24 protein-coding genes are annotated in these 24,267 nt (G+C 63.4%); 8 read left to right on the forward strand and 16 right to left on the reverse strand.

What is annotated here, in order from left to right; genetic code table 11:
- Window positions 1-343: 343 nt before the first annotated feature.
- The 11 genes from JT360_RS19015 to JT360_RS19065 form a co-directional block, all read right to left on the reverse strand.
- On the reverse strand, window positions 344-1,897 hold the full coding sequence (locus tag JT360_RS19015; protein WP_214473268.1) for a Do family serine endopeptidase: 1,554 nt from the start codon (window positions 1,895-1,897) through the stop codon (window positions 344-346).
- A gap of 133 nt (window positions 1,898-2,030) precedes the next feature.
- Window positions 2,031-2,498 carry a cytochrome c-type biogenesis protein gene (locus tag JT360_RS19020; RefSeq protein ID WP_214473269.1) on the reverse strand — a complete coding sequence of 156 codons (468 nt, stop codon included), beginning with the start codon at window positions 2,496-2,498 and terminating at the stop codon, window positions 2,031-2,033.
- Window positions 2,495-4,486, reverse strand: coding sequence for a heme lyase CcmF/NrfE family subunit (locus JT360_RS19025; protein ID WP_214473270.1), 1,992 nt, complete (start codon window positions 4,484-4,486; stop codon window positions 2,495-2,497). The genes JT360_RS19020 and JT360_RS19025 overlap by 4 nt, the downstream gene beginning before the upstream one ends.
- A gap of 26 nt (window positions 4,487-4,512) precedes the next feature.
- Window positions 4,513-4,956, reverse strand: coding sequence for a cytochrome c maturation protein CcmE (ccmE, locus tag JT360_RS19030; RefSeq protein ID WP_214473271.1), 444 nt, complete (start codon window positions 4,954-4,956; stop codon window positions 4,513-4,515).
- A gap of 7 nt (window positions 4,957-4,963) precedes the next feature.
- Complete coding sequence (ccmI, locus tag JT360_RS19035) at window positions 4,964-6,103, reverse strand: c-type cytochrome biogenesis protein CcmI (RefSeq protein ID WP_214473273.1); 1,140 nt, start codon at window positions 6,101-6,103, stop codon at window positions 4,964-4,966.
- A gap of 126 nt (window positions 6,104-6,229) precedes the next feature.
- Window positions 6,230-6,667 (reverse strand): RT0821/Lpp0805 family surface protein, encoded by a 438-nt coding sequence (locus JT360_RS19040; protein ID WP_214473275.1) that lies wholly within the window; start codon window positions 6,665-6,667, stop codon window positions 6,230-6,232.
- A 187-nt stretch (window positions 6,668-6,854) separates the two neighbouring features.
- Window positions 6,855-8,282: an ATP-binding protein gene (locus tag JT360_RS19045; RefSeq protein WP_352127826.1), complete on the reverse strand. Its 1,428-nt coding sequence runs from the start codon at window positions 8,280-8,282 to the stop codon at window positions 6,855-6,857.
- A complete protein-coding gene (locus tag JT360_RS19050; RefSeq protein WP_214473276.1) occupies window positions 8,266-8,931 on the reverse strand; it encodes a response regulator transcription factor in 666 nt (221 codons plus the stop codon). The genes JT360_RS19045 and JT360_RS19050 overlap by 17 nt, the downstream gene beginning before the upstream one ends.
- 124 nt (window positions 8,932-9,055) lie before the next feature.
- A complete protein-coding gene (locus tag JT360_RS19055; RefSeq protein ID WP_214473282.1) occupies window positions 9,056-9,355 on the reverse strand; it encodes a hypothetical protein in 300 nt (99 codons plus the stop codon).
- A 174-nt stretch (window positions 9,356-9,529) separates the two neighbouring features.
- Window positions 9,530-9,937 carry a DUF3168 domain-containing protein gene (locus tag JT360_RS19060; protein ID WP_214473287.1) on the reverse strand — a complete coding sequence of 136 codons (408 nt, stop codon included), beginning with the start codon at window positions 9,935-9,937 and terminating at the stop codon, window positions 9,530-9,532.
- Window positions 9,934-10,257: a hypothetical protein gene (locus tag JT360_RS19065; RefSeq protein WP_214473289.1), complete on the reverse strand. Its 324-nt coding sequence runs from the start codon at window positions 10,255-10,257 to the stop codon at window positions 9,934-9,936. Before JT360_RS19065 ends, JT360_RS19060 begins: the two co-directional genes overlap by 4 nt.
- A gap of 303 nt (window positions 10,258-10,560) precedes the next feature.
- On the opposite strand from JT360_RS19065, the gene JT360_RS19070 reads away from it, so the two are divergent.
- Complete coding sequence (locus JT360_RS19070; protein ID WP_214473290.1) at window positions 10,561-11,628, forward strand: glycosyltransferase family 2 protein; 1,068 nt, start codon at window positions 10,561-10,563, stop codon at window positions 11,626-11,628.
- A gap of 74 nt (window positions 11,629-11,702) precedes the next feature.
- Here the strand turns inward: JT360_RS19070 and JT360_RS19075 are convergent, their stop codons facing one another.
- The 5 genes from JT360_RS19075 to JT360_RS19095 all read right to left on the reverse strand — a co-directional run bounded on the left by JT360_RS19075 (window position 11,703) and on the right by JT360_RS19095 (window position 16,755).
- Window positions 11,703-12,524 (reverse strand): ABC transporter permease, encoded by an 822-nt coding sequence (locus tag JT360_RS19075; protein ID WP_214473291.1) that lies wholly within the window; start codon window positions 12,522-12,524, stop codon window positions 11,703-11,705.
- A 3-nt stretch (window positions 12,525-12,527) separates the two neighbouring features.
- Window positions 12,528-13,361, reverse strand: a complete 834-nt coding sequence (locus JT360_RS19080) for an ABC transporter permease (RefSeq protein WP_214473292.1) — start codon at window positions 13,359-13,361, stop codon at window positions 12,528-12,530.
- A 118-nt stretch (window positions 13,362-13,479) separates the two neighbouring features.
- A complete protein-coding gene (locus JT360_RS19085) occupies window positions 13,480-14,592 on the reverse strand; it encodes an ABC transporter substrate-binding protein (protein WP_214473293.1) in 1,113 nt (370 codons plus the stop codon).
- Window positions 14,593-14,660: 68 nt separating this feature from the next.
- Window positions 14,661-15,755 carry an ABC transporter ATP-binding protein gene (locus tag JT360_RS19090; protein ID WP_214473294.1) on the reverse strand — a complete coding sequence of 365 codons (1,095 nt, stop codon included), beginning with the start codon at window positions 15,753-15,755 and terminating at the stop codon, window positions 14,661-14,663.
- Window positions 15,756-15,858: 103 nt separating this feature from the next.
- Window positions 15,859-16,755 carry a LysR substrate-binding domain-containing protein gene (locus tag JT360_RS19095; RefSeq protein WP_214473295.1) on the reverse strand — a complete coding sequence of 299 codons (897 nt, stop codon included), beginning with the start codon at window positions 16,753-16,755 and terminating at the stop codon, window positions 15,859-15,861.
- A gap of 75 nt (window positions 16,756-16,830) precedes the next feature.
- On the opposite strand from JT360_RS19095, the gene JT360_RS19100 reads away from it, so the two are divergent.
- The 7 genes from JT360_RS19100 to JT360_RS19130 all read left to right on the forward strand — a co-directional run bounded on the left by JT360_RS19100 (window position 16,831) and on the right by JT360_RS19130 (window position 24,251).
- Window positions 16,831-18,417 (forward strand): zinc-binding metallopeptidase family protein, encoded by a 1,587-nt coding sequence (locus JT360_RS19100; RefSeq protein ID WP_214473296.1) that lies wholly within the window; start codon window positions 16,831-16,833, stop codon window positions 18,415-18,417.
- A gap of 40 nt (window positions 18,418-18,457) precedes the next feature.
- Window positions 18,458-19,390: a dimethylarginine dimethylaminohydrolase family protein gene (locus JT360_RS19105; RefSeq protein WP_214473297.1), complete on the forward strand. Its 933-nt coding sequence runs from the start codon at window positions 18,458-18,460 to the stop codon at window positions 19,388-19,390.
- A 159-nt stretch (window positions 19,391-19,549) separates the two neighbouring features.
- Entirely contained in the window at window positions 19,550-20,167 is a 618-nt protein-coding gene (locus JT360_RS19110) for a cupin domain-containing protein (RefSeq protein WP_214473298.1), read from the forward strand.
- Between the two features lie 140 nt (window positions 20,168-20,307).
- On the forward strand, window positions 20,308-21,249 hold the full coding sequence (locus JT360_RS19115) for an ABC transporter substrate-binding protein (RefSeq protein ID WP_214473299.1): 942 nt from the start codon (window positions 20,308-20,310) through the stop codon (window positions 21,247-21,249).
- Between the two features lie 95 nt (window positions 21,250-21,344).
- Window positions 21,345-22,145 (forward strand): ATP-binding cassette domain-containing protein, encoded by an 801-nt coding sequence (locus JT360_RS19120; RefSeq protein ID WP_502845475.1) that lies wholly within the window; start codon window positions 21,345-21,347, stop codon window positions 22,143-22,145.
- Window positions 22,142-23,161, forward strand: a complete 1,020-nt coding sequence (locus tag JT360_RS19125) for an ABC transporter permease (RefSeq protein ID WP_214473301.1) — start codon at window positions 22,142-22,144, stop codon at window positions 23,159-23,161. The genes JT360_RS19120 and JT360_RS19125 overlap by 4 nt, the downstream gene beginning before the upstream one ends.
- Before the next feature lies 1 nt (window position 23,162).
- On the forward strand, window positions 23,163-24,251 hold the full coding sequence (locus JT360_RS19130; RefSeq protein WP_214473302.1) for a phosphotriesterase family protein: 1,089 nt from the start codon (window positions 23,163-23,165) through the stop codon (window positions 24,249-24,251).
- Window positions 24,252-24,267: the final 16 nt, after the last annotated feature.

Genomic DNA, 24,267 nt, shown 5'->3' on the forward strand with positions numbered 1-24,267 from the left:
GCGATTTCGCTTGAAGATTGAGTAGCGGGCATCTGCATTTTGGCCTTTGCCAAAGCGCATCGCGATCAAGGTGATCGGGATCGCGTGCGACGAAATCTTGTTCTCTGGTTGCCTTCATCCCGGACATGCCTGCTTCGGGGCACGGTCCTGCAGTCACCACATCCTGTCGGCCAAGGCCCGAGGGAGCGTCTTTGGGCGGTTTCCAAAATGTGCGGCAGCAGGCGATGGGAGGCCCGCTGCCGCTGGAGGAGAGCACGATGACTGACTAACGTACCCGGCTCCATGCTTTCCCATGCGGCGGCTCGGGGGTGTTTGAAACCACCGCATCGGAAAAGTCTTTATATCAGCCCTTGGCGACGGGCAGCGCGACGAAGCGATTGTTGTCGTCGCGGGTGATCTGCATCAGTACGGCCTTGCGTCCGGACTTCACCGCTTCCGTCATCGCCTTGGTGACGTCCTCGGTGCCGCTGACTTCGGTCGAATTGACCGCGGTGATGATGTCGCCCGGCTGGATGCCGCGGTCGGCGGCATCGCTGTCGGGATCGACGTCGGTCACGACAAGACCTTTGCCGTTCTCGGACTTGGTGACGGTGAGGCCGAGATCGGCGAGCGTGTCGGGCTTTGCCGGAGCTGCGGGCTGCTGTTGCTGGTCGTTTGAGGCCTGCTTGTCGCTGGCGGGCAGCTTACCGAGATCGACCTTGACGGTCTGGTTCTTGCCATCACGCCAGACGGTAACGTCAACCGGTTTGCCAGGTGAATAGGCGCCGATCAGGCGGGCGAGTTCCTTCGGCGACGCAACATCCTTGCCGTCGACCTGGGTGATGACATCGCCAGCTGATATGCCGGCCTTCTTGCCGGGGCCGTCGTCCTGAGCGCTGGACACCAACGCGCCATTGTTGGACTTCAGACCGAGCGATTCGGCGATCTCCGATGTGACCGGCTGAATTTCGACGCCGAGCCAGCCGCGCTGCACCGCACCGTTCTTCATCAGGTCTCCAACGACCTGCTTGGCGGTCGAGGCAGGAATGTCGAAGGCGATACCGACACTGCCGCCGGAGGGCGAGAAGATCGCCGTGTTGATGCCGACCACCTGGCCATTGAGATTGAAGGTCGGGCCGCCCGAGTTGCCGCGGTTCACCGAAGCATCGATCTGCAGGAAATCGTCATACGGGCCAGCGCCGATGTCACGGCCGCGCGCCGACACGATGCCGGCGGTGACGGTGCCACCGAGACCGAACGGGTTGCCGACGGCTACGACCCAGTCGCCGACGCGAACCCTGGAATCATCCGCGAAGTCGACATAGGTGAACTTGCTGCCACCCTCGACCTTGAGCACGGCGAGATCGGTGCGCGGATCGGTGCCGACCAGCTTGGCGTCGAGTTCCTTGCCGTCATTGGTCACCACGGTGAAAGCGGTGCCCTCTTCGACGACGTGGTTGTTGGTGACGAGATAGCCGTCCTCGGAGATGAAGAAGCCGGAGCCCTGCGCCACCGGACGCGGCTGGTCGTTGCTGCGGTCGCGGTGACCGAAGCGACGGTGAGCTTCGTCGTTCTGGCCGCCGCCCTGGTCGCCAAAGCCACGGAATTCCTTGAAGAACCGGCGCAGCTGCGGGTTGTTGGGAAGATTGTCCAAGCCGTCCTGATCATCGGAACCGTCATCGGCGGTCGGCTGGATCTTGGCCTTGACCTTGACGCTGACCACGGCCGGCGAAACGCGCTCGACGACATCGGCGAAGCTCGGAACCTGCGGGGCCTCGACGCGCACCGCATCGGCCAGAACCGGGCTGGTGCCGCTGGTCAGCGCGCCAACGCCGATCGCGCCGGCAATAGCGACAGAGGCGGCTGCCGCCAGAAGACGCTTGCGGGTGCGGGAATATGAATTGGGGGCAATATTCATGGGGTCTCTCATCCTCTTTCAAATGGACGCGCCTTGATCGGCATTCCGGGGAAAGAGAATTAGAGAGGCGCACATTACGACGCCATTTCCGACACATGAAACTTTGGTAATGTTTGGGAAGTGACCGCAGCCGTCAATCGCGATGCAGGATCGCGTCCAACGCCGCCTGTTCATCGGCCGAGAGGGCTTTCGTCGCGAGCGTCCGGCGCGACCGGGCGCCGAGAGCAATAAATGCGCCTCCGACCAGCAGCAACAGCACAGGCGTGCCCCAAAGCAACGCGTTGCGCAGGTCGAAGCGCGGCTTCAGCAGCACGAACTCGCCGTAGCGCGACACCACGTAATCCATGACCTGCTGGTCGGTGTCCCCGGCGACGAGCCGCTGGCGCACCAGGATGCGCAGGTCGCGAGCCAGGTCGGCATCGGATTCGTCGATCGACTGGTTCTGGCAGACCATACAGCGCAGGCCTTCCGACAGTGCGCGGGCCCGCGCCTCCAGCGCCGGATCGGCCAGCATCTCGTCAGGCTTCACCGCCATTGCCGTGCCGGCAAAGAACATTGCCAGCAGCAGAACAATCGAGGTCAGCGAAAGCCTTGCCTTCATGGCAGCCCCGCCGGTGTCACAACGCTCGCCTGCTTGCGCCGGCGCGATGGCGTGCCGACGCGCAGCCGCCTGTCCATCAGCGACATGGCCGCGCCCGCCATCATCACCAGGCCGCCACCCCAGATCAGCGTCACCAGCGGTTTCCACCACAGGCGCACCACGACCGAGCCATCCTTGCCCTCGTCGCCCAGCGAAACATAGAGCTGGGAAAGGCCAAGGGTCTTGATGCCGGACTCTGTTGTCGTCGTCTGCCGCACCGGATAAAATCTTTTGGCGGAACTGATTTCGCCGACAGGACTGCCGCTGACGCCGATCAGCTCGAAGCGGCCACGATCCTCGCTGTAGTTTGGCCCCTGGGCCGGATAAAGCCCGACGAAACGCAGCGTATGGCCCGACAACTCCACCGTCTCGCCGGCGCGCATGGTGAGGATCTTCTCGGTGCCGAAGGAGAGCGTGGCGACGATGCCGAGCAATGTCAGACCGAGGCCGAAATGAGCCAATGCAGTGCCAAAGACCGAGCGCGGCAAGCCGGCGAAGCGCCTGAACATGACGGCTGGCGCCACCGATCCGGCGCCTGACTTGACGGCAAGATCGGTGAGCGCGCCGGCGACCAGCCAGACGGCAAGGCCGATGCCGAGGGCGGCGAACACCGAGGCGCCGTCGATAAACAGGCCGGTGACCAACATCGCCGCCAGCGCCGAGGCGAAGGCTGCCATCAGGCGCTGCGAGGCCGCGAAGACATCGCCGCGCTTCCAGGCAAGCAGCGGACCAAACGGCACGAGGACCAGCAGCGGCAGCATCAATGGCCCGAAAGTCAGGTCGAAGAACGGCGCGCCGACCGAGATCTTGCCGCCGGTGAGCGCTTCCAATGCCAGTGGATAGAGCGTGCCGACGAGTACGGTGGCGGTCGCCGTGGTCAGGAACAGATTGTTGAGGACCAGCGCGCCTTCGCGCGAGATGGGGTGGAACAGGCCGCCGGCCGTCAACCTCGAGGCGCGCAATGCAAACAGGGCCAGCGAGCCACCGATGAACAGCGTCAGGATGCACAGGATGAAAACGCCGCGAGTCGGATCGGTGGCGAAGGCGTGAACGGAGGTCAGGACACCGGAGCGCACCAGGAAGGTTCCGAGCAGCGACAGCGAGAAGGTGAGGATGGCGAGCAGCAGCGTCCAGATTTTCAACGCCGAGCGCTTTTCCATGACGATCGCCGAATGCAGCAGCGCGGTGCCAGCCAGCCACGGCATGAAGGAGGCGTTCTCGACCGGATCCCAGAACCAGAAGCCTCCCCAGCCAAGCTCGTAATAGGCCCAGTACGAGCCCATGGCGATGCCGCCCGTGAGGAACATCCAGGCGACCAGCGTCCATGGCCGCACCCAACGTGCCCAGGACGCATCGATGCGGCCCTCGATGAGGGCAGCGACCGAGAACGAAAAGCAGATCGAGAAGCCGACATAGCCGAGATAGAGCAGCGGCGGATGGATGGCGAGACCGAGATCCTGCAGGATCGGATTGAGGTCGCGGCCTTCGATCGGTGCCGGATTGAGCCGGACAAACGGATTGGACGTCGCCAGGATGAACAGGAAGAAGGCAGCGCCAATGACGCCTTGCACGGCCAGCACATTGGCGCGCAGCGTCGCCGGCAAATTGGAGCCGAAAGCGGCGACAAGGGCGCCAAAAAAGGTCAGGATCAGCACCCAGAGCAGCATCGAGCCTTCGTGATTGCCCCAGGTCCCGGTGATCTTGTAGATCAGCGGCTGCAGCGAGTGCGAGTTTTCCCAGACGCTCGCCACCGAGAAGTCGGAATTCGCATAGGCACTCGCCAGCGCCGCGAAGGAAAGCGCCGTCAGGGCAAAGCCGGTGATAGCGACAGGGCCGCCGACAGCCATCAGGCGCTGGTTGTTCAAGCGCGCGCCAAACAGCGGCACGATCGTCTGCACCAGCGAAAGCGCGAACGCCAGGACCAGGGCGAAATGTCCGGTCTCAACCATGGTCGATGCCTGCTCTCCTGCCAGACTTACTCACTCTTGCTCTCCTGCCAGACGCCCTTGGCCTTCAGGCCATCGGCCACTTCCTTGGGCATGTAGCGCTCATCATGCTTGGCCAGCACGCTGTCGGCAACGAAGACGCCGTCAGGGCCGAAGGTGCCCTCGGTTATGACGCCCTGCTGCTCGCGAAAGAGATCGGGCAGGATGCCGGTATAGGTGACCTTGACCGATTTGTGGGTGTCGGTGACCGAAAAGGCGACCGTCGCGCCCTGCCCGCGCTGGATCGTGCCTTTCTCGACCAAACCGCCAAGCCTGATACGCTGGCCGGGCTGGACACTGGTGGTGGTGAGGTCAGCCGGCATGTAGAAATAAGAAGCCTTCTGGCCAAGCGCGTAGAAGGTCAGCCCGGTGGCGGCGCCCAGGAAAGCCAACCCGCCCGCGATGACCGACAATCGTTTCTGCTTGCGCGTCATGTCCGATCTACTCCGTCGCCATCAGGCCGAGCGAGGCGGCAAAGGCGGTGAATTTCTTCGCTTCGTCACTGCCGGCGCCAAAGACGGCGATGGCGCGATTAAGCGCTTCGCGTGCCTGATCGGCCTTGCCCAGCACGACATAGGAACGAACGAGCCGCATCCATCCTTCCGGGTCACGCGGATTTTGCCGCAGTTTCTGGTCGAGGCTTGCGACCATGGTGTTGATCATGGCTTCCCGATCCTGCGGCGACATCGAGGACGCGGCGTCGACATCCACGGCATCAGGGCCTTTCGCGGCCGCGCCGGAAGCGATCTCGGGGTTGCCGGATTTGGCCAATGCCTGATCGACCGCACCGCGCCATGGCGAATCCGGCGGCAAGGTGCCCAGCATCGCCCGCCAGGCCTTGGCCGCCTCCTTGTTCCGCCCCTCCTGCGCCAAAGCCATGGCCAGATAGAAGCTGGCTTTGGCATTCGCCGGATCAAGCTTCAGCGCCGCCTCGAAGGCATCCTGGGCATCGGCAGAGACAATGCCGCCCGCCGCACCGGCGATCGCCTCGCCAAGCCCAGCCCTGCGCACAGCGCTGTCGCCGCCGAGGCGGATGGCGTTGCGATAGGCGGCCACCGCGTCGGAAAAGCGCTGCATGCGCAGATAGACCGGCGCCAGCACGTCCCAGCCCCTTCCGTCGGAAGGATTGGCGGTAAGGTGGGCCTCGGCCCGCGCCACCAGCTCGTCGACCGAACTGTCGGCCGGGTTCTTGGCCAGCCGCTCGCTGAGCGGCAGCGACGGAAGGTCGGGCGAGCCTATCTGGCTGTAAAGACCCCAGCTGACAAGCGGTACCGCCAGTACGGCCGCGGTCGCGACCATTCTGGCGATGACCGAGCCCTGCCTGGCAGATGTTTTGCCGGCCGTATCCACATCGTGGAGGCGAAGGATGCGGCGCGCGATCTCGGCACGCGCCTCGGCCGCTTCCGCCGGCTGGATCAAGCCGCGCGCGGCGTCGCGGTCAAGCTCGGACAATTGATCGCGATAGACTTCCAGATCGTGATCGCCACTGGACAGCGTGCCCTTGGAGCTCCCGGCCAGCGGCAGCAGCACCGCCAGGCTCGCACCCAGCGTCAGTATTGCGGCTATGACCCAGAACAGCATGGTTCTTCCAATAACGGCAGAGCCCTGCCCTGCCAACACGGGCATCCTGCGACGCTTTGACGGCAGGCGCGCCTGACGTCCTTGATCGACCTCAACCGGCGGATCCAACTGGACCCGGACTGGATATCAGGTCAGCGGCGTCCAGCTGCCGTCGGCGTTGCGGCAAGCGGTTCCGCGGGCCGTGACGCCTGCTCCACCGGTAAAGACGGTCTGCGTGTACTGGCGGCAGTCCTGCGAACCGACGCGATAGGGTTGGGCCGGAACCACCTCGCCATAATGCGAAGCCTGATCGCCCTTCCACCCCACCTTCTGGCCGCTCGTCGTATATTCGAGCGCCTTGTATTCAGCCTCGAGCGCGCTGCGCTTCTCGGCCTCGCTAAGGCCGTTCCCGATCGAGCCGCCAACGAGCCCGCCGTCCATCGCTGAAATGATCGACTTGGTGACCTTGCCGCCCGACGGCGGCGTCGAGGCTGGCGTCGGCGCGACTGTGGGGCCCTTGCCACTCAAGGTGGTGCAGCCGGACACGGCCAGCAGTGCGGAAACAAGCGCGACGCGAATCTTCATGCCAACAACCGGTTCTCTTGAGTTGGAGCCTGCCATGGATGCGCCGGGGGCCGCGTCATCGGAGAAGTGGGCGTGGCCATAGTGTTGATATTTGTCGGAAATTTGGCCACTGCCGGCCATTCCGGGACCAATCGATACGCCGCCATAAGATGCGCCGTCCATCGCTGTCGATTGGCCTTGGAAAGCGTCACTGGAGGCTCCGCAATCGCACCACCGCCTTCAATCCGCCCATGTCGGACCGTTCGAGCGCGAGAACGCCTCCATACTCGTTGACGAGGTCGGCGACAATGGCAAGTCCCAGACCTGTTCCCGGTTTTGTCTCGTCCAGGCGCCTTCCACGCTTCAGCGCGTCGCGCGCTCTGTCCTCGGGAATGCCCGGGCCATCGTCGTCGATGCTGATCTCGAAAAAATTGTCATCCTTGCCAGCCGGGGGCGCCACCACGACCGAAACGGCGCTTTTTGCCCATTTCATCGCATTTTCGAGAAGATTGCCGAGCAGTTCCTCGAGGTCCTCGCGCTCTCCGGCAAAGACGATCTCGGTGGCCGGCAGCGACAGCGACAGGGTGGTCTGCGGGTTGAGCTTCCGCAAAACCCGCACCATGCGCTGCACCAGCGGCGCCACCGGCGTGCGGTAGACGACGCTGTCGCGTTGCGCGGCGACGCGGGCACGCTGCAGGTAATGGTCGACCTGCTTCTGCATGGAAGCGGCCTGCTCGGCGATCAGTTGCCCCTTGGCGCCGCCAAGCGCCCGGCCTTCGTTGAGCAGCACCGCGAGCGGCGTCTTCAGCGAATGGGCGAGATTGCCGACCTGGGTTCGCGAACGCTCGACGATGCGTTTGTTGTTTTCAATCAGTGCGTTGGTTTCGTTGGCTAAGGGTTCGATTTCGGCCGGGAAGCGGCCGTCGAGCCTTTGCGCGGTGCCCTCGCGCACCATGGCCAGGGCGTTGCGGACCCTGCGCAGCGGCTGCAGGCCGAGCAGAATGGCGATCGCGTTGATGGCGATCATGCCGATGCCGAACAGGCCGAGATAGGTCAGCAAGCGGCGCTGGAAAGTGCCTATTTCCTGCTCCAGCTCGGTCTTGTTGCCCATCACGCGGAAGCGCGCGGCGCGGTTCTTCGCATCGAGGACGAACTCGCTCTCGAACACCACCAGTTGCTCGCCGGCGATGCCTTCGGCCGCATAGCTGCGCTGGAAACTGGCATTGAACGGCACTTCGGCGACGCTCGGCGACGGGATCGACTTAGTCATCGAGGAGGAATGAAGATCGCCATGCACGCCTTCCGAGGCCGGCTCGACCGACCAATACCAGCCCGAATTCGGCTCCGAAAACCTGAGGTCGCCAAGATCGGGGGCGCCGGTGAGAGCCCCGGTGTCGGAAATGCCGACAGAGCCGATCAGGTTGAACAGATGCGCCGACAGCAGGCTGTCGAAGCCGCGCTCGCTGGCCTGGCGATAGAGCGTGGTGATCAGGGTGAAGATGACGACAAGGGTCAGGATCGCCCAGACCGTGGAAAAGGCGATGACGCGGAACGTCAGCGAACGCGGCCACAAACGCAGCGAAAGCGGCGCCCCTGCGGTTGGTTTGAGCGGTTCCGAGTTACGCCTCCGGCTCACGCATGCGGTAGCCCATGCCGCGCACGGTTTCGATCATGTCGATGCCCATCTTCTTGCGCAGCCGCCCGACAAAGACCTCGATTGTGTTGGAATCGCGATCAAAATCCTGGTCGTAAAGATGCTCGACCAGTTCGGTGCGCGAGACGACCTCGCCCATATGGTGCATCAGATAGGCAAGCAGACGGAATTCATGCGAAGTCAGCTTCAGCGGCACGCCGTTGACGTCGGCCTTCGAAGCCTTTGTGTCGAGGCGCAGCGGGCCACAGGTGAGTTCCGACGAGGCATGGCCGGCGGCGCGGCGGATCAAGGCCCGGACCCTCGCCAGCACCTCCTCGATATGGAACGGCTTGGTGACGTAGTCGTCGGCGCCGGCATCGATGCCGGAGACCTTGTCGCTCCAGCGGTCGCGCGCGGTCAGGATCAGCACCGGCATCTTGCGGCCGCCGCGGCGCCAGCGCTCGACCACGCTGATGCCGTCCATCTGCGGCAGGCCGATGTCCAGCACGACGGCATCGTAGGGTTCGGTGTCGCCGAGGAAATGGCCTTCCTCGCCGTCAAAGGCACGGTCGACGACATAGCCGGCGTCGACCAGCGCATCCGCTATCTGCCGGTTGAGATCCTTGTCATCCTCGACGACGAGTACGCGCATGCGGAGATCGACACCTGTTGAAGAGCTTTGCCAGATTGAAGACTGGGTCAGATTGAAGACTGGGTCAGATATAGGCCGATTCCGGCGACCTGGGAAACGGAGGCCTGTAAGACGAAAGATTGGGTCAGTTCTGCGGAACGACGATTTCGGATCGGCGCGGACGCTGCCCGTCCTTGCCCGGCACCAGCACGACGATGACGCAGACCGGCTGGCCACCGCGCGTCGACTGCGAAGCCTTGGCCAGCGTTCCGCCATTCTGCTGGGCTACTTGCTGGCCGATCGCATAGCAGTCGGATGCGGCCAAGACGATCGGGCTGGCCTGATCGGGCGCGACAACCGGCATCGCCATCGCCTGCGACGCGAACAACCCGGCAGCACAGAGCGCCATAGTCGCGGTTCGGAAGTGGGAGCGAAGCGTTTTCATGGTCGGTGTTGTAACGCATCGGTGCTGAACGTGAAATGAACGGTGATCGATGCGAAAACCATGTCCGCTACACCCCTGAACCGCGATAGAACCGATTGAAGATTTCGCCGCCCCAACCCGACGAAATCCCGCAGGCGTCAGTCTAGACTCCGTTTCGGTCACATTGAAAGTGCGTCAGGCATTTTCCTGCGTCAGTGCGCGAAACCGCAGCAGTCCGTGGTGCACAAGAAGATCCTCGTCATAGCGGGCTTCGGTGAATTCGAGCGACAGACGCGTCTGGCCGCGCGGGCCGATCACCAGCACCGCATCGGCAAGGCGGGCCTCGATGGCGGCCATGATGGCAAGTGTTTCGTCTTCGCCATGGGCTTTCGACCAGACATGCAGCGTGATCAGCTGATCGTCATTGTTCTCGGCGCCGGTGTCCCAGTCAAAGGCACTCGTCTGGCCACAGGTCACATAGGGAAAAGCGGCATTGTCGGCCGCCCGTTCGAGCAGCCCGGCACCGCCCAGCAACGCGGACAGGGATGCATCGCTTTTGAGCCTTAGAAACACTGCCTGCAACAAATCGCCGGGCGCGGTCATTCGTCCTTTTCCTTAGCCGTTGCGCTGCCGACCTTTTGCTTGCCGGAAAGCCCATCCGTGTTTCGGATACCTGCCATATATAGCCATTCGATACGCGGACACGATGGCGATTCGTCATCGGAATTGCCGACAACCTCGTTAGCGGGCGCAGTGCGACGGACCGCGAAGCAGCGCACCGCCAGCACCTTTGGAAATGGCGCAGCATCTAAAAGAGGCCACCAGTTATGACGCCTAGCAAGCGAAGCATGAATGTGGACACTCGGTTCCTGGTCGGACGGCGGGGCTTGTTCCAGCCGCATTTGAAGGCCAGTATCGGACATGCCTTCAAGGCGTCCGCTCGCTTCGCTCCAACCGTGACCGAAGGCGGCGCCATTTCGCCGGGCTTGGTCAATGGCCGGTACCGTCGGAGTTTTTGCTGCGCGACCGCACCTGATCCAGTCGGCCAGCGCAGTCCTCGAAGGCGATGGCGGCTTGCATAAAGTCGTGAAGAGAGACGTGACCCCGTTTTCCGAGGAAAAGAGCGCTTGCTTTTCCTCGGGGAACTCGTGGAGCGAGCTTGAAGAGGAGGCAAGCCCACGGGCGGGTTTTCGCCGAAACCGAAGCAGGATGCGAGGTCAAATGCGATGCAGCCTACCCCTCACAAAATCCCGGTATCCATCATCATCCCGAACTACAATTATGCGCGTTTCCTAGAACGCAGCATCGACAGCGCCCTGGAGCAGGACCATGACGATGTCGAAGTCATCGTCGTCGACGATGCATCGCAGGACAACTCCACGACCATCATGGAATCCTATGGCGACAGGATCCTGGCTTGTCCGCGACGAAGGAATGGAGGGCATGCGGCCGCCTTCAACACCGGCTTTGCCGCGAGTTCGGGCAGCATCGTCCTTTTCCTCGACGCTGACGATTATCTTTATCCGGACGCTGTCTCCAGGATCGTCGACACCTGGGACGCGACAACCGCCCAGGTGCAATCCAGGCTGCACATCGTCGATGAAGGGCAGCGGATCAAGGACGTCTTTCCGCCGCCGGAACTGCCCTTCGACAGCGGTGACGTCATGCCGAAACTCCTGCACAAAGGGCGCTATCAGACGACCGTGACCAGCGGGCTGGCCTTCGACCGGACGACCCTGGAATCGATCATGCCGATTCCGGAACCGGATTTCCGCCAGGGTGCCGACGGCTATCTTGCGACGCTGGCGCCGCTCTATGGCAATGTCCAGTCCATCGACGAATGTGTCGGCGCTTACCGGATCCACGGCGGCAATCACTCGGTTTTCGGTGAGAAGCTAGCCGAGCGGGCACGCTGGCGGGTCGAGCACGATTTCCACCGCATGGAGGCGCTGTCGGACCAGGCATCGCAAGTTGGCCTGACCCTCGTGCCGGCAGACGTTGTTCGCCATGATCCGGTCCACCTGGAAGAGCGGCTGGCGTCGCTTTGCGCGGACAGGCACCGGCACCCCGTGGCCGAGGATTCCCGGCTGGCGCTGGCGGCCGCGGGCGCTGTCGCCAGCCTCGAAATGACGGTGTCGCTGCGCCGCCGCGCCGTGCTTGCCGCCTGGTTTGTGTCGGTCGGCATGCTGCCGCGGCAGATGGCCATGGCGGTGCTGTCGTGGAAGCTCGACGCATCGTCCCGGCCGGCATTCCTCTCCAGCCTGTCCAAGACAATCCGCCGCGCCATGGGGTAGCCCGAAGCCGTTGTGGGCGAGATGTCCGGCAGGACGGGAGGAGCGCTGTCCCCGAAGGTCTCAAGAGGCCTGCGCTACGCCTTGCCTTCCCCCTGCGCCCCGCGCAGCCGGACGACGAAGCTGCGCACCGCGAGAACCAACACCGTGATGATGATCAGGATCACTGAAAGCGCCGCGATCGCCGGGTCGATGTTGTCGCGCAGGCCCATCCACATCAGCCGCGGCAGCGTGATGGCGTTGACCGAGGTGATGAACAGGGTGACGCCGATCTCTTCCCAGGACAGCACGAAGGACAACAGCGCGGCGGTGACGATGCCGAACTTGATATTGGGCATGATGACGCGCGTCGCTCGCTCCCAGACACCGGCGCCGAGGCCGCGCGCGGCCAGATCGATGCGGCGGTCGAGCTGGCTGAGCGAGACCAGGATCAGCACCGTGGCGAAGGGCACAGTCATCACCGAATGCGCCATGGCGACGCCGAGCCAGGTGTCGTAGCCGAAGAAGGAACTGACGCCGGAGATCGAGGTGAGCAGGAAATAGAGCGTCACCGCCGAGACCACTGGCGGCACCACCATCGGCAGCAGCACGAAGCCGACAAGTGCCGCGGTGAAGCGCGGCTGGAACATCCAGACGCCAAGGCTGAAGCAGAGCGCCAGCACGGTTGATATGGCGCTGCTGACGATGCCGATCCGGATCGACAGCAGGATCGACTGCAGCCAGCGCGGGTCCTCGATCAGCGAGCGGTAGTGGCGCAGCGACAATTCACCCGCCGGCATGGCCAGCATACGGCTCGGCGTCAGCGATACCGGGATGACGGCAAGCAGCGGCAAAAGCAGGAACAGCGCCACCAATATGGCGAGGATCAGCGAAACGGGTCCGGGGCGATAGGTCGGCATACGCTACACCAATTGCTTCGGTCTGACGTAGCGGAAGAGCAGCGCCATCAGCGCGCCGACGAACACCACCAGCACGACGCTGATCGCGGCCCCAAGCCCCCAGTCCGGGCTCTGGAAAATCCTGAGGTAGATCAGTTCGGCGATCATCACGCTGCGACCGCCGCCGAGGATCGCCGGCGTCACGAAGAAGCCGAGCGAGAAGACGAAGACGATCAGCGCCGAGCCGATGATGCCGGAGCGTGTCATCGGCACGAACACGGTCCAGAAGGTGCGCATGCGGCTGGAGCCCAGCCCGCGTGCCGCAAGCAGCACGCGCTCGTCGAGGCTGCGCATGGCGGACGCCAGCGGAAAGACGGCAAAGGGAATGAGGAAATGCGTCATGCCGACGACGACGCCGAATTCATTGCGCACCAGGGTCAGCGGTTCGGAGATAAAGCCTATCGACTGCAGCCAGGTGTTGATCAGGCCGCGATTGGAAAGCAGCGCCACCCAGCCGAAGGCGCGCGTCAGCACCGAGATCCAGAACGGCACAAGGATGCAGAATTCGGCGATGAGGCGCTGTGCCGGACTGCCGCGCACCCAGACGACAGTGATGGCATAGGCAGCGGCGACGGAGACAACAGTGACGATAGCGGCGATGCGCAGCGTGCGGATGAACACCGACTGGACCAGATCGTCGGTGAGCAAAGCCTGGTACTGGCCGAGCCCGGGCGTCGGCAAGGTGAAGCTCCACTTCACCACGCCGAGAAACGGCCAAGCATAGGCCAGCACGAGAAACAGGAGCAGCGGCGCCATCAACAGCGCCGCCCCCATCCTGTCGGAGAGAACGCCCCTCATCTCAGTTCAGCACCGCCCGAGCATTTTGCAGCCAAGTGGAACCACTTGGCGTCGCACAAATGCGGCCAACAGAAGAGACAGACCGGGATGCCGCAGTCCATCAGAATGCATCCCGCTCTCAGGCGGAGATGATCTTGGTGTATTCGTCGAGCGCGGCACCGTAGTTCTTGGCGTACCAATCCATGTCGAGCGGGATCTGCTTCTTCATGTTCTCCGGATCGACGGGATTGATGCGTTTCTTGTCGGCGGGGATCAGCGCGTCGGTCGCCGGATTGGCCGGACCCTGGCCGAGCTTGTCGAACATGACGAGCTGCTTTTGCGGATCCTGTGCGCTGGCGATGAACTTCATCGCCGCGTCCTTGCCGCCGGGGTTGTTCTTGAGCACGGCCAGCGCGCCGGGCGAGATCAGGCCCTGGTCCCAGATGAACTTGATCTTGCCGCCGGAATCCTGCTCGATCAGCGAAGCGCGGGTCGACCAGACGATGGCCATCGAGGCTTCGCCGTTGAGCAGCACACTCTGGCTCTCTGCGCCACCGCCCCAGTAGGCGACGACGTTTTCCTTGAAAGCGGCGATCTTGTCATGCGCGCGCTTCAAATCGAGCGGGTAAAGCGAAGCCGGCGCGATGCCGTCGGCCAAAAGGGCCGCTTCCCAGCTCGACACGCCCCATTTGTAGAGCGAGCGCTTGCCGGGGAACTTCTTCACGTCGAAGAAATCGGCCATACCGGTCGGGGCGTCCTTGCCGTACTTCTCGGAATCATAGGCGATGACGTAGGAGAAGAAATAGGTCGAGGCGGCATAGTCCCAGCCGAAGCCGGGGCGCATCTTCTTCTTGTCGACGATTGTGTAGTCGATCGGCTCGAGCATGCCTTGCGCGCCGAGCGTAATGGCCGAGAACGGGTCGACGTCGACCAGATCCCAGGTTGGCGCTCCGCTCTTGAACTGTGCCGCGATTGCACCCTCGGTCGGACCCGACCCGTCCATCTTGACGGTGATGCCGGTGTCCTTGGTGAAAGCCTGGCCATAGGCCGCATCATAGGCAGTGATGGCGTCGCCGCCCCAGTTGACCAGCACGAGTTCCTTGGCCGCGGCAAAGGCACCGGTGGAGCGCAGCAGCATCGGCGCGCCGGCGAGCACGAGTGCTGCCAGTTGCGTGAACTGGCGGCGCGAAATCTCGCCGCGTCTCGTCCTCTCGGACAGCGTTTCGATCGCTTGTTTTTTGGTGTCGTTCATGTCAGTTCCCCTTTGTTTTAGTTGATTGTTTCCGGAATCTGGTGCGGCAGATCAGGCCACGCCGACGCTCATTGTCCTCCTTCCGGAAGGAGGAAACCCTTTTCTGCCGGCCAGGTCAGCCAGACGGAATTGCCTTTGCTCAGTGCCGCGGCCGCGACCTCGTTCGGCACCGAGACGGTCACCCTGGCGCCCTGCCGCGTCGTCAAATCGAGCTTGGTCGCGGCACCCAGATAGGTCGAGGCGATGGCGGTCGCGGCAATGCCGTTCTCGCCGGCGGCCGCTTCACGCGCGATCGACATGTGTTCGGGCCGGATCGCCAGGATAGCGTCGCCGCGGACTTTCTCGGCCTTGCAGTGCATGCTGACCGCGCGGTCCTCGCAGACGCCGATCGAGCCATTGTCGGCGGGCCTGACCCCCTTCAGCGGCAGCATGTTGATCTCGCCGAGGAACTCGGCGACGAAACGGTTATCCGGCCGGTCGTACACTTCATCCGGCGCACCGACCTGCAGCAGTTTGCCGTGGTTGAAGATGGCGACGCGCGACGACAACGCCAGCGCTTCGCTCTGGTCGTGGGTGACGAAGACGAAAGTGGTGCCGGTTTCCTGGTGCAGGCGCTTCATCTCGGCCTGCATCTGGCCGCGCAGGCCCTTGTCCAGCGCCGAGAACGGCTCGTCGAGCAGGAGCACGCCCGGCTCGAACACCAGCGCCCGGGCCAGCGCCACGCGCTGCTGTTGGCCGCCCGAGAGCTGCGATGGCAGTTTCTTCTCGTGGCCGATCAGACCGACGCGCTCGATCATCTCGCCGACGCGCTTCTTGATCTCGCTCGCCGATTTCTTGCGGACCTTGAGCGGGAAAGCGATGTTGGCCTCGACGCTCATATGCGGGAACAGCGCATAGCCCTGGAACACCATGCCGGCGGCGCGCTGCTCGGCCGGACGATCGGTGATGTCGGTGCCGTCGCTGAACAGCCGGCCCTCGGTCGGCTGCACGAAGCCGGCCAGGATCATCAGGAAGGTGGTCTTGCCCGAGCCGGAGGGCCCGAGCAGCGTCAGGAATTCGCCGCGGCCGATATCAAGCGTCAGATTGTCCAACGCACGGAACGAGCCGAAGCTCTTGCCGATCCCGATTGCCTTGATCTCTGCGGCCCGGCCGGGTTGCTGCATCCTGCCTCTTCCTCAGTCCCAAGAGGAAATCGTAGGCAGGCCGGCGGCTCACCGCAACCGAATAGTTTTCGCCTGATCGGCAAATTTGATTCATCTATGGTGGTCAATACGGCCTGACCGGGTTCTCCGACAACTTCGACCTCAGCCAGCCCCCGAACGCCTCCAGCACCGGATGGCTTGCTTTCGCGTGCTCGGAGACCAGGTAATAGGAACGCGGCGACTTGATCGCGATGTCGAACGGCCTGACCAACCGGCCTTCGCTGAGCGCCCGCCGGCTGGTCAGCTCGTCGCCCATGGCAATGCCCTGGCCGGCGATCGCCGCCGAGAAGACGAGGTTCATGTCGGAAAAGAAGATACCGCCCTCGGTGTCGGGGTTTTCCACCTTGGACAGCGCCAGCCAGCGCGCCCAATCCTCGGTGTCATCGAGATGGAGCAGATTGGCGCGCAGCACGTCGGCTGGCCGGGAAAAGCCGCCGACCTTGTTGAGCAGCGTCGGACTGCACAGCGGCGTGAACGAAATTTCGCAAAGCAGTTCGACGGCACGGTTCGGCCAGTTGCCGACACCGAAGGCGATGAAGGCATCGGCGTCGGCATTGCTGACATCGTCGAGCCGCCTGGGGGTCAGGATGCGCAGCGCCACGTCAGGATACATCTGCCGGAACTCACCGATATGGGTGCACAAAAACAGCGAGGCGAAGCCCGGCGTGCAGGACACTGCGAACGAGCCGCCGACGCCGGTGCCGGCATCGCCCGTTACCGCGTCGCCGAGCACGGTCAGCGCCTTGCGCACGTCGCTGGCATAGCGCTGGCCGCGCGGGGTGAGCGCCACGCCCTTGCCGATGCGTTCCAGCAGATCGAAGCCGAGATCGCGCTCCAGCAGCCGCAACTGGTGGCTGACAGCGCTGCGGGTCAGATGCAGTTCGTCGGCGGCGCGCCAGACGCTGCCATGACGGGCGAAACTGTCGAGGGCGCGCAGCGCCTGTGTGGAGGGAATTCTCAAGAGGTGAACCGAATTTGCACGAACCGGAAAAACATATCACTTTTTGGCGAGCCGCTTCACTGCTTTCTTTCATGCATGGACAAACCGGTGACGACATCGGCGCAAGAAACCGCGCTTGCCTGCCTCGACGGCATCCAGCCACTGCTGTCCGCCTGGACGCGCACCATCTTCGATTTCGGTGAGACCGCCTGGCGCGAATACCAGTCGGCCGCGTGGTATGTGGCGCGGCTGAAGCATGAGGGCTTTTCCGTCGAGGAAGGCTCGGGCGGCATGCCGACCGCATTCTGTGCCCATTGGACGAATGGCGCCGGGCCGACCATCGGCATGTACGCCGAATATGACGCCGTCCCCGGCAACTGCCAGGACGCGGTGACGGTAAAGCAGCCGCGGCCCGGTCTTGGCATCGAGGCCGGCGGCCACACCGATCCGCATTCGGGGCTCGGCATGGCAAGCCTCGGCGGCCTGCTCGCCACCAAGGCGGCCATGCAGCGCCACGGTATTCCGGGCACGCTGCGCTTCACCGGAGAGCCGGCCGAGAAGGTACGCGGCTCGAAGCCGATCCATGCGGCCAAGGGCTATTATGACGGCCTTGCCGGCATGATCTCCTTCCATCCCTTCTACATGCTGCCGCTCTGCAACACGGCGCGCTGGGACACGCATTGCGGCGCCGCCTACGCCATGATCTATCGCTTCATCTGCGACGAGTCCGAAAATTGGGTTCGCGCCGGTGACAGCGCACCGATCCCGCAGGCGCATTCGGCGGTACGGGCACCGGGCGCCAACGACGCGCTGATGATGATGTACATGGCCTCCAAGGCGCTGCGCGATTCCATGCTGCCGCACCAGGGCGGCTGGTCGATCAGCGAAGCGATCCTGACCGCCGGCCAAGCCACCGCCGACAATCTGCCGGCGGGACTGGCCGAGATCCAGTACATGATCCGTGTGCCGACCATTGCCATGGCCGAACAAGTCACCGCCGTGCTCGACCGCAATGCACAGGCAGCGGCCAGCATGAGCGGCTGCCGCACCGAGCGGCACTGGGTGTCGAAGTCGCGGCCGGGGCTCGCCAATCACGCCATGGCCGAGATTGCCTATGAAGCGCTGGCGACGGTCGGGCCGCCGCACTGGGACGAAGCCGCCAAGGCGATCGCGCGCGAAATCCAGGTCAATGCCGGAGGAATGGCGGCGGAAGAACCGTTCATCGACGAGTTGGAGCGGCTGATTTCACCACAGGAAGCCGAGGCGATCCTGCGCCGCGACCTGCCGCCCTCGCAGGTGAATTCGACCTCCGACGACTATACCGACATGAGTTGGCATGCGCCGACCGCGCGCTTCTATGTCGCGCGCCCGGCGCTGCGTTCGGCAAATGGCCACGCCTACCCGGCCTGGGCGATGAATGCGCTGGGCGGCATTCCCGGCACGATCGACCCGATGGTGACCTGCGCGGCCAAGACGGTTGCCCTGGCGGCGCTCCGCCTGCTCGAGGACAAGACCGTCCGCCATAAGGCGATGGACGAATTCGTCACCCGCACCGGCGGCGGCATCGGTGGCTCGAACTGGATCGCACCACTCTGCGACTACGAGCCTCCGATCAATTTCCGCTGGCCGGAATATGTCACCACCGCGCGCGGCTGCGACTGGTGGATTCCAAGCAATACATGACCCGACCAACTCTTGAGAACAAGCCCACGAGGAGAACCGCATGACCGTTCATGATCGCATCGTCGCCGAGCCGTTTTCGCTGCAGCGCCGCAACCCGGCCGGCGGCACCAAGCCGCTGACCGCCTGGGGCTTTGCCAACGAAACCGACGTGCTGACCGACGTGCTGCTGGGTTCGCCGAATTTCCTGCGCCATCTGTCGACCAGTTCGCTATCGCGAAAACATCTGCGCGAGGCGCCCTGCAACGTCCAGATCGCGCAGGCACAGCACAAGGATCTGGTCGCCGCCTATGAGCATTTCGGCGTCAACATCCACTGGCACGAGCCGACACCGGAGCTGCCGATGCAGGTCTATTCCCGCGATTCCAGCGTGATGACGCCTTACGGCGCCATCATCACCGCCATGGCCAATTGGTGGCGGCGCGGCGAGAATTATGCCGCGATCCGGACCTACGAAAAACTCGGCATCCCGATCTACGACATGGTCACTGCCGGAACTTTCGAGGGCGGCGACTTCAATGTCATCGAGGACGGCGTGGTGCTGATCGGCTGCGGCGGCGCCCGCACGCAAGAGGAAGGCGCGCGTCAGGTGCAGGCCTGGTTCGAGAAGGAAGGCTGGGAGACCCGCATCGCCTTCATCGACGAATATTACGTGCATATCGACCTGATGGTGGTGCCGATCGCGGAAAAGCTCACCGCCGTCTGCCTCGCCTGCACCGAACCCGGCATTGTCGACTGGCTGAAGGGCAAGGGCCACGAGATCATCGACGTGCCGTTCCAGGATACGATGGCATTGGGCTGCAACTTCATGTCTCTGGGCAGGGATCGGGTGATCGCGCCGACCTCCAGCCAAACGCTGATCGGCCAGCTCAAGGCGCGGGGCTTCGAGGTCGCGGCCGTCGATATGAGCGAAATCTCCAAGACCGGCGGCGGCATCCATTGCATGGCCCAGGCACTGAAGCGCGAAGCGGCGTAAAAGGCGGCCTCCCTCGCGAGCGTTGGAAAGGCGGGCACGGCGGCTGCCCTGGCGGGACCCCTGGTTCCGATCCGAGCGTTGTCCGATTTTCACGGGATGGACAACGCCCGGGATCGGTTTTACGAGTCAGCCAGCCAGCGGAGATGTTCGCCTCCCCCAATGAACAAGATCGATACCCATAACAGCAATGGCAGTGACGAGCGCTCGACCGCCACCAGCCTCTTGCGGCTTGGCACGAGGCTGAAGCTCTCCCGGCAGACGCGCGGCCTGACCCTGAAGGCGCTTGCCGCCGCCGCCAACTGCTCTGAGAGCCTGCTTTCCAAAGTGGAGAACGGCAAGGTCTCGCCCTCCCTTCCCATGCTTCATCGGCTTGTCGAGGTGCTCGGCACCAACATCGGCTGGATGTTCGAGGAGTCCGATGGCGAGGAAGGCATTGTCTTCAGGGCTGGAGCACGGCCTCTCATTGCGCTCGATCCGCTTCGGCGTGGCGAGGGTATTTCACTCGAGCGTGTCATTCCCTATTCGCCAGGCCATCTCCTGCAGTGCAACATCCATCATATCGAGGCCGGCGGTGAAAGCGCCGGCCCGATCCAGCATGCAGGCGAGGAAGTCGGCTATCTGCTGGAAGGCGCCATCGAACTGATGGTCGGTGGAAAGACGTTTCGCCTGTCCGCTGGCGATTCTTTCGTTTTCGACTCCGAACTGCCGCACTGGTACCGTAATGTCGGTGATGAACGCGCCAGCATTTTCTGGGTTAACACGCCGGCGACATTCTGATTTGGCGAACCCTGTCTCCTTTCGTCGACGCTAATTCAAGTTACTTGACAAGAAATCAAGTATCTTGAATTATCCACCTGCGCTCAGGCGCCAGGTGAGCCCGATCAAGGGCCTTTTCCGCAAAACCAAGGGGAACCGGAATGCGTCTTATCAACATCCTTTCAGGCTGCGCCGCAGCCATCGCCATGACCGTCGCGCTCGGCTCTGCCTCCGCCATGGCCGAGACCTATGCGCTCGTCACTATCAACCAGCAGGCCCTGTTCTTCAACCAGATCAATGACGGTGCCAAGGCAGCCGCAAAAGCTGCTGGTGTCGACCTCGTCATCTTCAACGCCAACAATGTGCCGAGCGCGCAAAACGACGCGATCGAGAACTACATCACTCAGAAGGTCGACGGCATCATTCTCGTCGCTATCGATGTCAACGGTGTGAAACCGGCGATCACCGCGGCCAAGGCTGCCGGCATTCCGGTCATTGCCATCGACGCGCAGATCCCGAATGGCGACAATGTCGCCTTCGTCGGTGTCGACAACACCAAGGCGGGCGAGGATATCGGCAAATTCTACGCCGACTACGTCAAGACCAAGATGAATGGAACCGCCAAGATCGGCGTTGTCGGCGCGCTCAATTCCTTCATCCAGAACCAGCGCCTCGACGGTTTCAAGAAGGCCGTCGCTGACAGCGGCCAGAAGGTCACTTTCCTCGACACGGTCGACGGCCAGAACGTGCAGGACGTCGCCCTGTCCGCTTCCGAGAACCTGATGACCGCCAATGCCGACATGACGACGCTTTACGCGACTGGCGAGCCGGCTCTGCTCGGCGCGGTGTCCGCCGTCACCAGCCAGGGCCGCACCGGCGACGTCAAGGTGTTCGGCTGGGACCTGACCAAGTCGGCGGTAAAAGGTCTTGAAGAGGGCTGGGTGATCGCCGTCGTCCAGCAGGATCCGGCCGGTGAAGGCAAGGCCGCCATCGAAGCCTTCGGCAAGCTCAAGAAGGGCGAGAAGATCGATCCGATCATCAATGTGCCAGTCACCATCGTGACCAAGGAAAATGTCGGCCAGTTCAAGGACATGTTCAAGTAGTATCCTCCCTAGACGGCCGGGCCGCGCATCGACCTGATGGGTCGTTGCGCGGCCCGGCGACCGACTGAACATGTCGCGCCCAGAGAATTGGAACCATGATGAGCGATGGCGAGACCTACCGTGTCAGGATGACCGGTATTTCCAAACGGTACGGCCCTATCCAGACGCTGGACGATGTTTCTCTGAACCTGAAGCCGGGCGAGGTGCTCGGCCTGGTCGGCGACAATGGCGCCGGCAAATCCACGCTCAGCAAGGTTCTGTCCGGTGCCGTCATTCCGGATTCCGGCAGCATCGAGATAGACGGAAAGTCCGTATCTTTTTCGTCGCCGGCCGATGCGCGTGCCGCACGGGTGGAGATGGTCTACCAGGACCTTTCGCTCTGCGACACGGTGGATGTGGCGGGCAATCTCTTCCTTGGCCGCGAGCCGCGCCGCCATGTCCTCGGCGTCCCCTTTCTCGACAACAAGCGCATGCACGACGAGACGCGCAACATGCTCGACCGGCTCGGCATCGTCATCGCCGATACGAAGCTCAAGGTTGAGAACCTCTCCGGCGGACAGCGCCAGTCCATCGCCATCGGCCGCGCCGCCTCCTTCGATCCGTCGGTGCTGATCATGGACGAACCGACGGCGGCCCTTGCGGTGGCGGAAGTCGAAGCGGTTCTGGAGCTCATTCGCGCCGTCAGCGCCCGCGGTGTCAGCGTCATCCTCATCACCCATCGCCTGCAGGATCTGTTCCTGGTCTGCGACCGCATCCAGGTCATGTACGAAGGCCGCAACGTCGCCGAACGCAGGATCGGCGACACCAGCATCGAGGAGGTCGTCAACCTGATCGTCGGCCGGAAATTCAACGCGCGTTCGGCGCGCGCCAGCCGCGATGAGGGGGTACAGCCATGAACGTCACCTCACAGTCCGCCAATATCAGTGCCTCGCCATCTGGACGAACGCGCAAGAGCAGTTGGAGGGACGTGGCGTTGGCCAATGGCAGCGTCGTCTCCATCGCGCTGTTCTTCATCGTGGTGTGCGTGGTCTTCTCGCTGGTCACCGGCTCCTTCCTGACGACGCCCAATCTGCTCAACATCGTGCGCCAGTCGGCGCCGCTGCTGATCGTTGCCGCGGCCATGACCTTCGTCATCACCACAGGCGGCATCGATCTTTCGGTCGGGTCCGTGCTGGCGCTGACGGCGACGCTGTCGGCCGTCTTGCTGCAGGCCGGCCTGCCGTGGCCGCTGGTCGTCCTCGCCATGCTGGCGCTTGGCGCGGCGATTGGCGCCTTGCAGGGTTTCTTCATCGCCTATGAGCGCATACCGGCCTTCATCGTCACACTTGCCGGTCTATCCGTTATCCGCGGCGTCGCGCTGCTGATCACCGGCGGCTATTCGATCCCGGTCGAGCCGACCAGCTTCTTCGTCAACATCGGCAGGGCATGGTTTCTCGGTGTGCCGGTACCGGCACTGCTCGCCCTTGTCGTCCTGATCGTCGCCTATCTCGCCTTCAACCAGACGCCGTTCGGCCGCTATGTGACCGGCATCGGGGCCAACGCCGAGGCCGTGCGCCGCGCCGGAGTCGATACACGCTTCATGACGCTCTTCGTCTACATCCTGTCGGGCACGGCGGCGGCGGTCGCTGGTGTCATTCTGGCGGCCCGGCTCGGCTCCGGCTCGTCGAATTCCGGCCAGGGTTTCGAGCTCGATGTCATTGCCGCCGTGGTGCTTGGCGGCACCAGCCTGTTCGGCGGACGCGGCACGATCATCGGCACCATCCTCGGCGCGTTGACCGTCGCGGTCATCGGCAACGGCCTGATCCTCGCGCACATGTCGCCCTTCCTGACGCCGATCGTTACCGGCACAATCATCCTCGTTGCCATCTGGCTGAATTTCCGCCTGTTCAAGGGCGCAACGCGGAGCCGCTGACATGGATCATCTGTTCGACGACACTCCAAGGCAAAGGGCGCCGATCGGTGTTCGCTCCGGCACCGTTATGACCGTTACCGGCCCGGTCGCGATCGCCGACATGGGCGTGACGCTGATGCACGAGCATATCCTGCTCGATGGCGCGACATCGTGGAAATGCCCCTGCCATCCCGATGAGAACAGGATCGCCGAACAGCCGGTCACCATGGAGATCATCGGCGAGCTGCGGATGAACCCCTACATGAACCGCGACAACGTCTCGCTCGACGACAGCGACCTAGCGCTTTCGGAACTGGCGAAGTATAGGGCGCTCGGTGGCCACACCGTCGTCGACGCGACCAATATCGGCATCGGCCGCGATCCGGTGAAGCTGGCGCGCATCGCCCGTGCCTCGGGACTGCGCATCGTCATGGGCACGGGCTTCTACCTGCAGCACACCCACCCCGACTGGCTGAAGGCGATGGACGTCGACGATGTCACCGAATTCCTCGTCAACGATGTCGGCGGCGGGGCGGTGCAGCCCGAGATCATGGCCGGCATCATAGGCGAGGTCGGTGTCAGCAAGGATTTCACCGACGAGGAACGCAAGTCGCTGCGGGCGTCGGCTCGCGCGGCAAAAGTCACCGGCGTGCCGCTGACTATCCACCTGCCCGGCTGGGAACGGCTGGCGCACGACGTGCTCGACGTGGTCGAGGCGGAAGGCGCCGATCTCAGGCATACGGTGCTGTGCCATATGAACCCGAGCCACGACGATCTCGCGTACCAGCGAAGCCTCGCCGCGCGCGGCGCCTTCCTGGAATACGACATGATCGGCATGGATTTCTATTACGCCGACCAGGACGCGCAATCGCCTTCAGATGAGCAGAATGCGCGGGCCATCCGCTCGCTGATCGACATGGGGCTGGTCGACCGGCTTCTGCTGTCGCAGGACGTCTTTCTCAAGATCATGCTGACCCGTTTCGGCGGCTTCGGCTACGGCTTCATCCTCAAGCATTTCGTGCCGAGACTGAAACGTCACGGTGTCGAGCAATCGGCGATCGACCGCATGCTCGTCGACAACCCAAAGACCGTGTTCGCCGCGGGCCTCTGAGCCGCGGCTCCAAGCA

Origin of the sequence: Mesorhizobium sp. dw_380 (genome assembly GCF_018588885.1) — a bacterium.
Classification (GTDB): Bacteria; Pseudomonadota; Alphaproteobacteria; order Rhizobiales; family Rhizobiaceae; genus Mesorhizobium.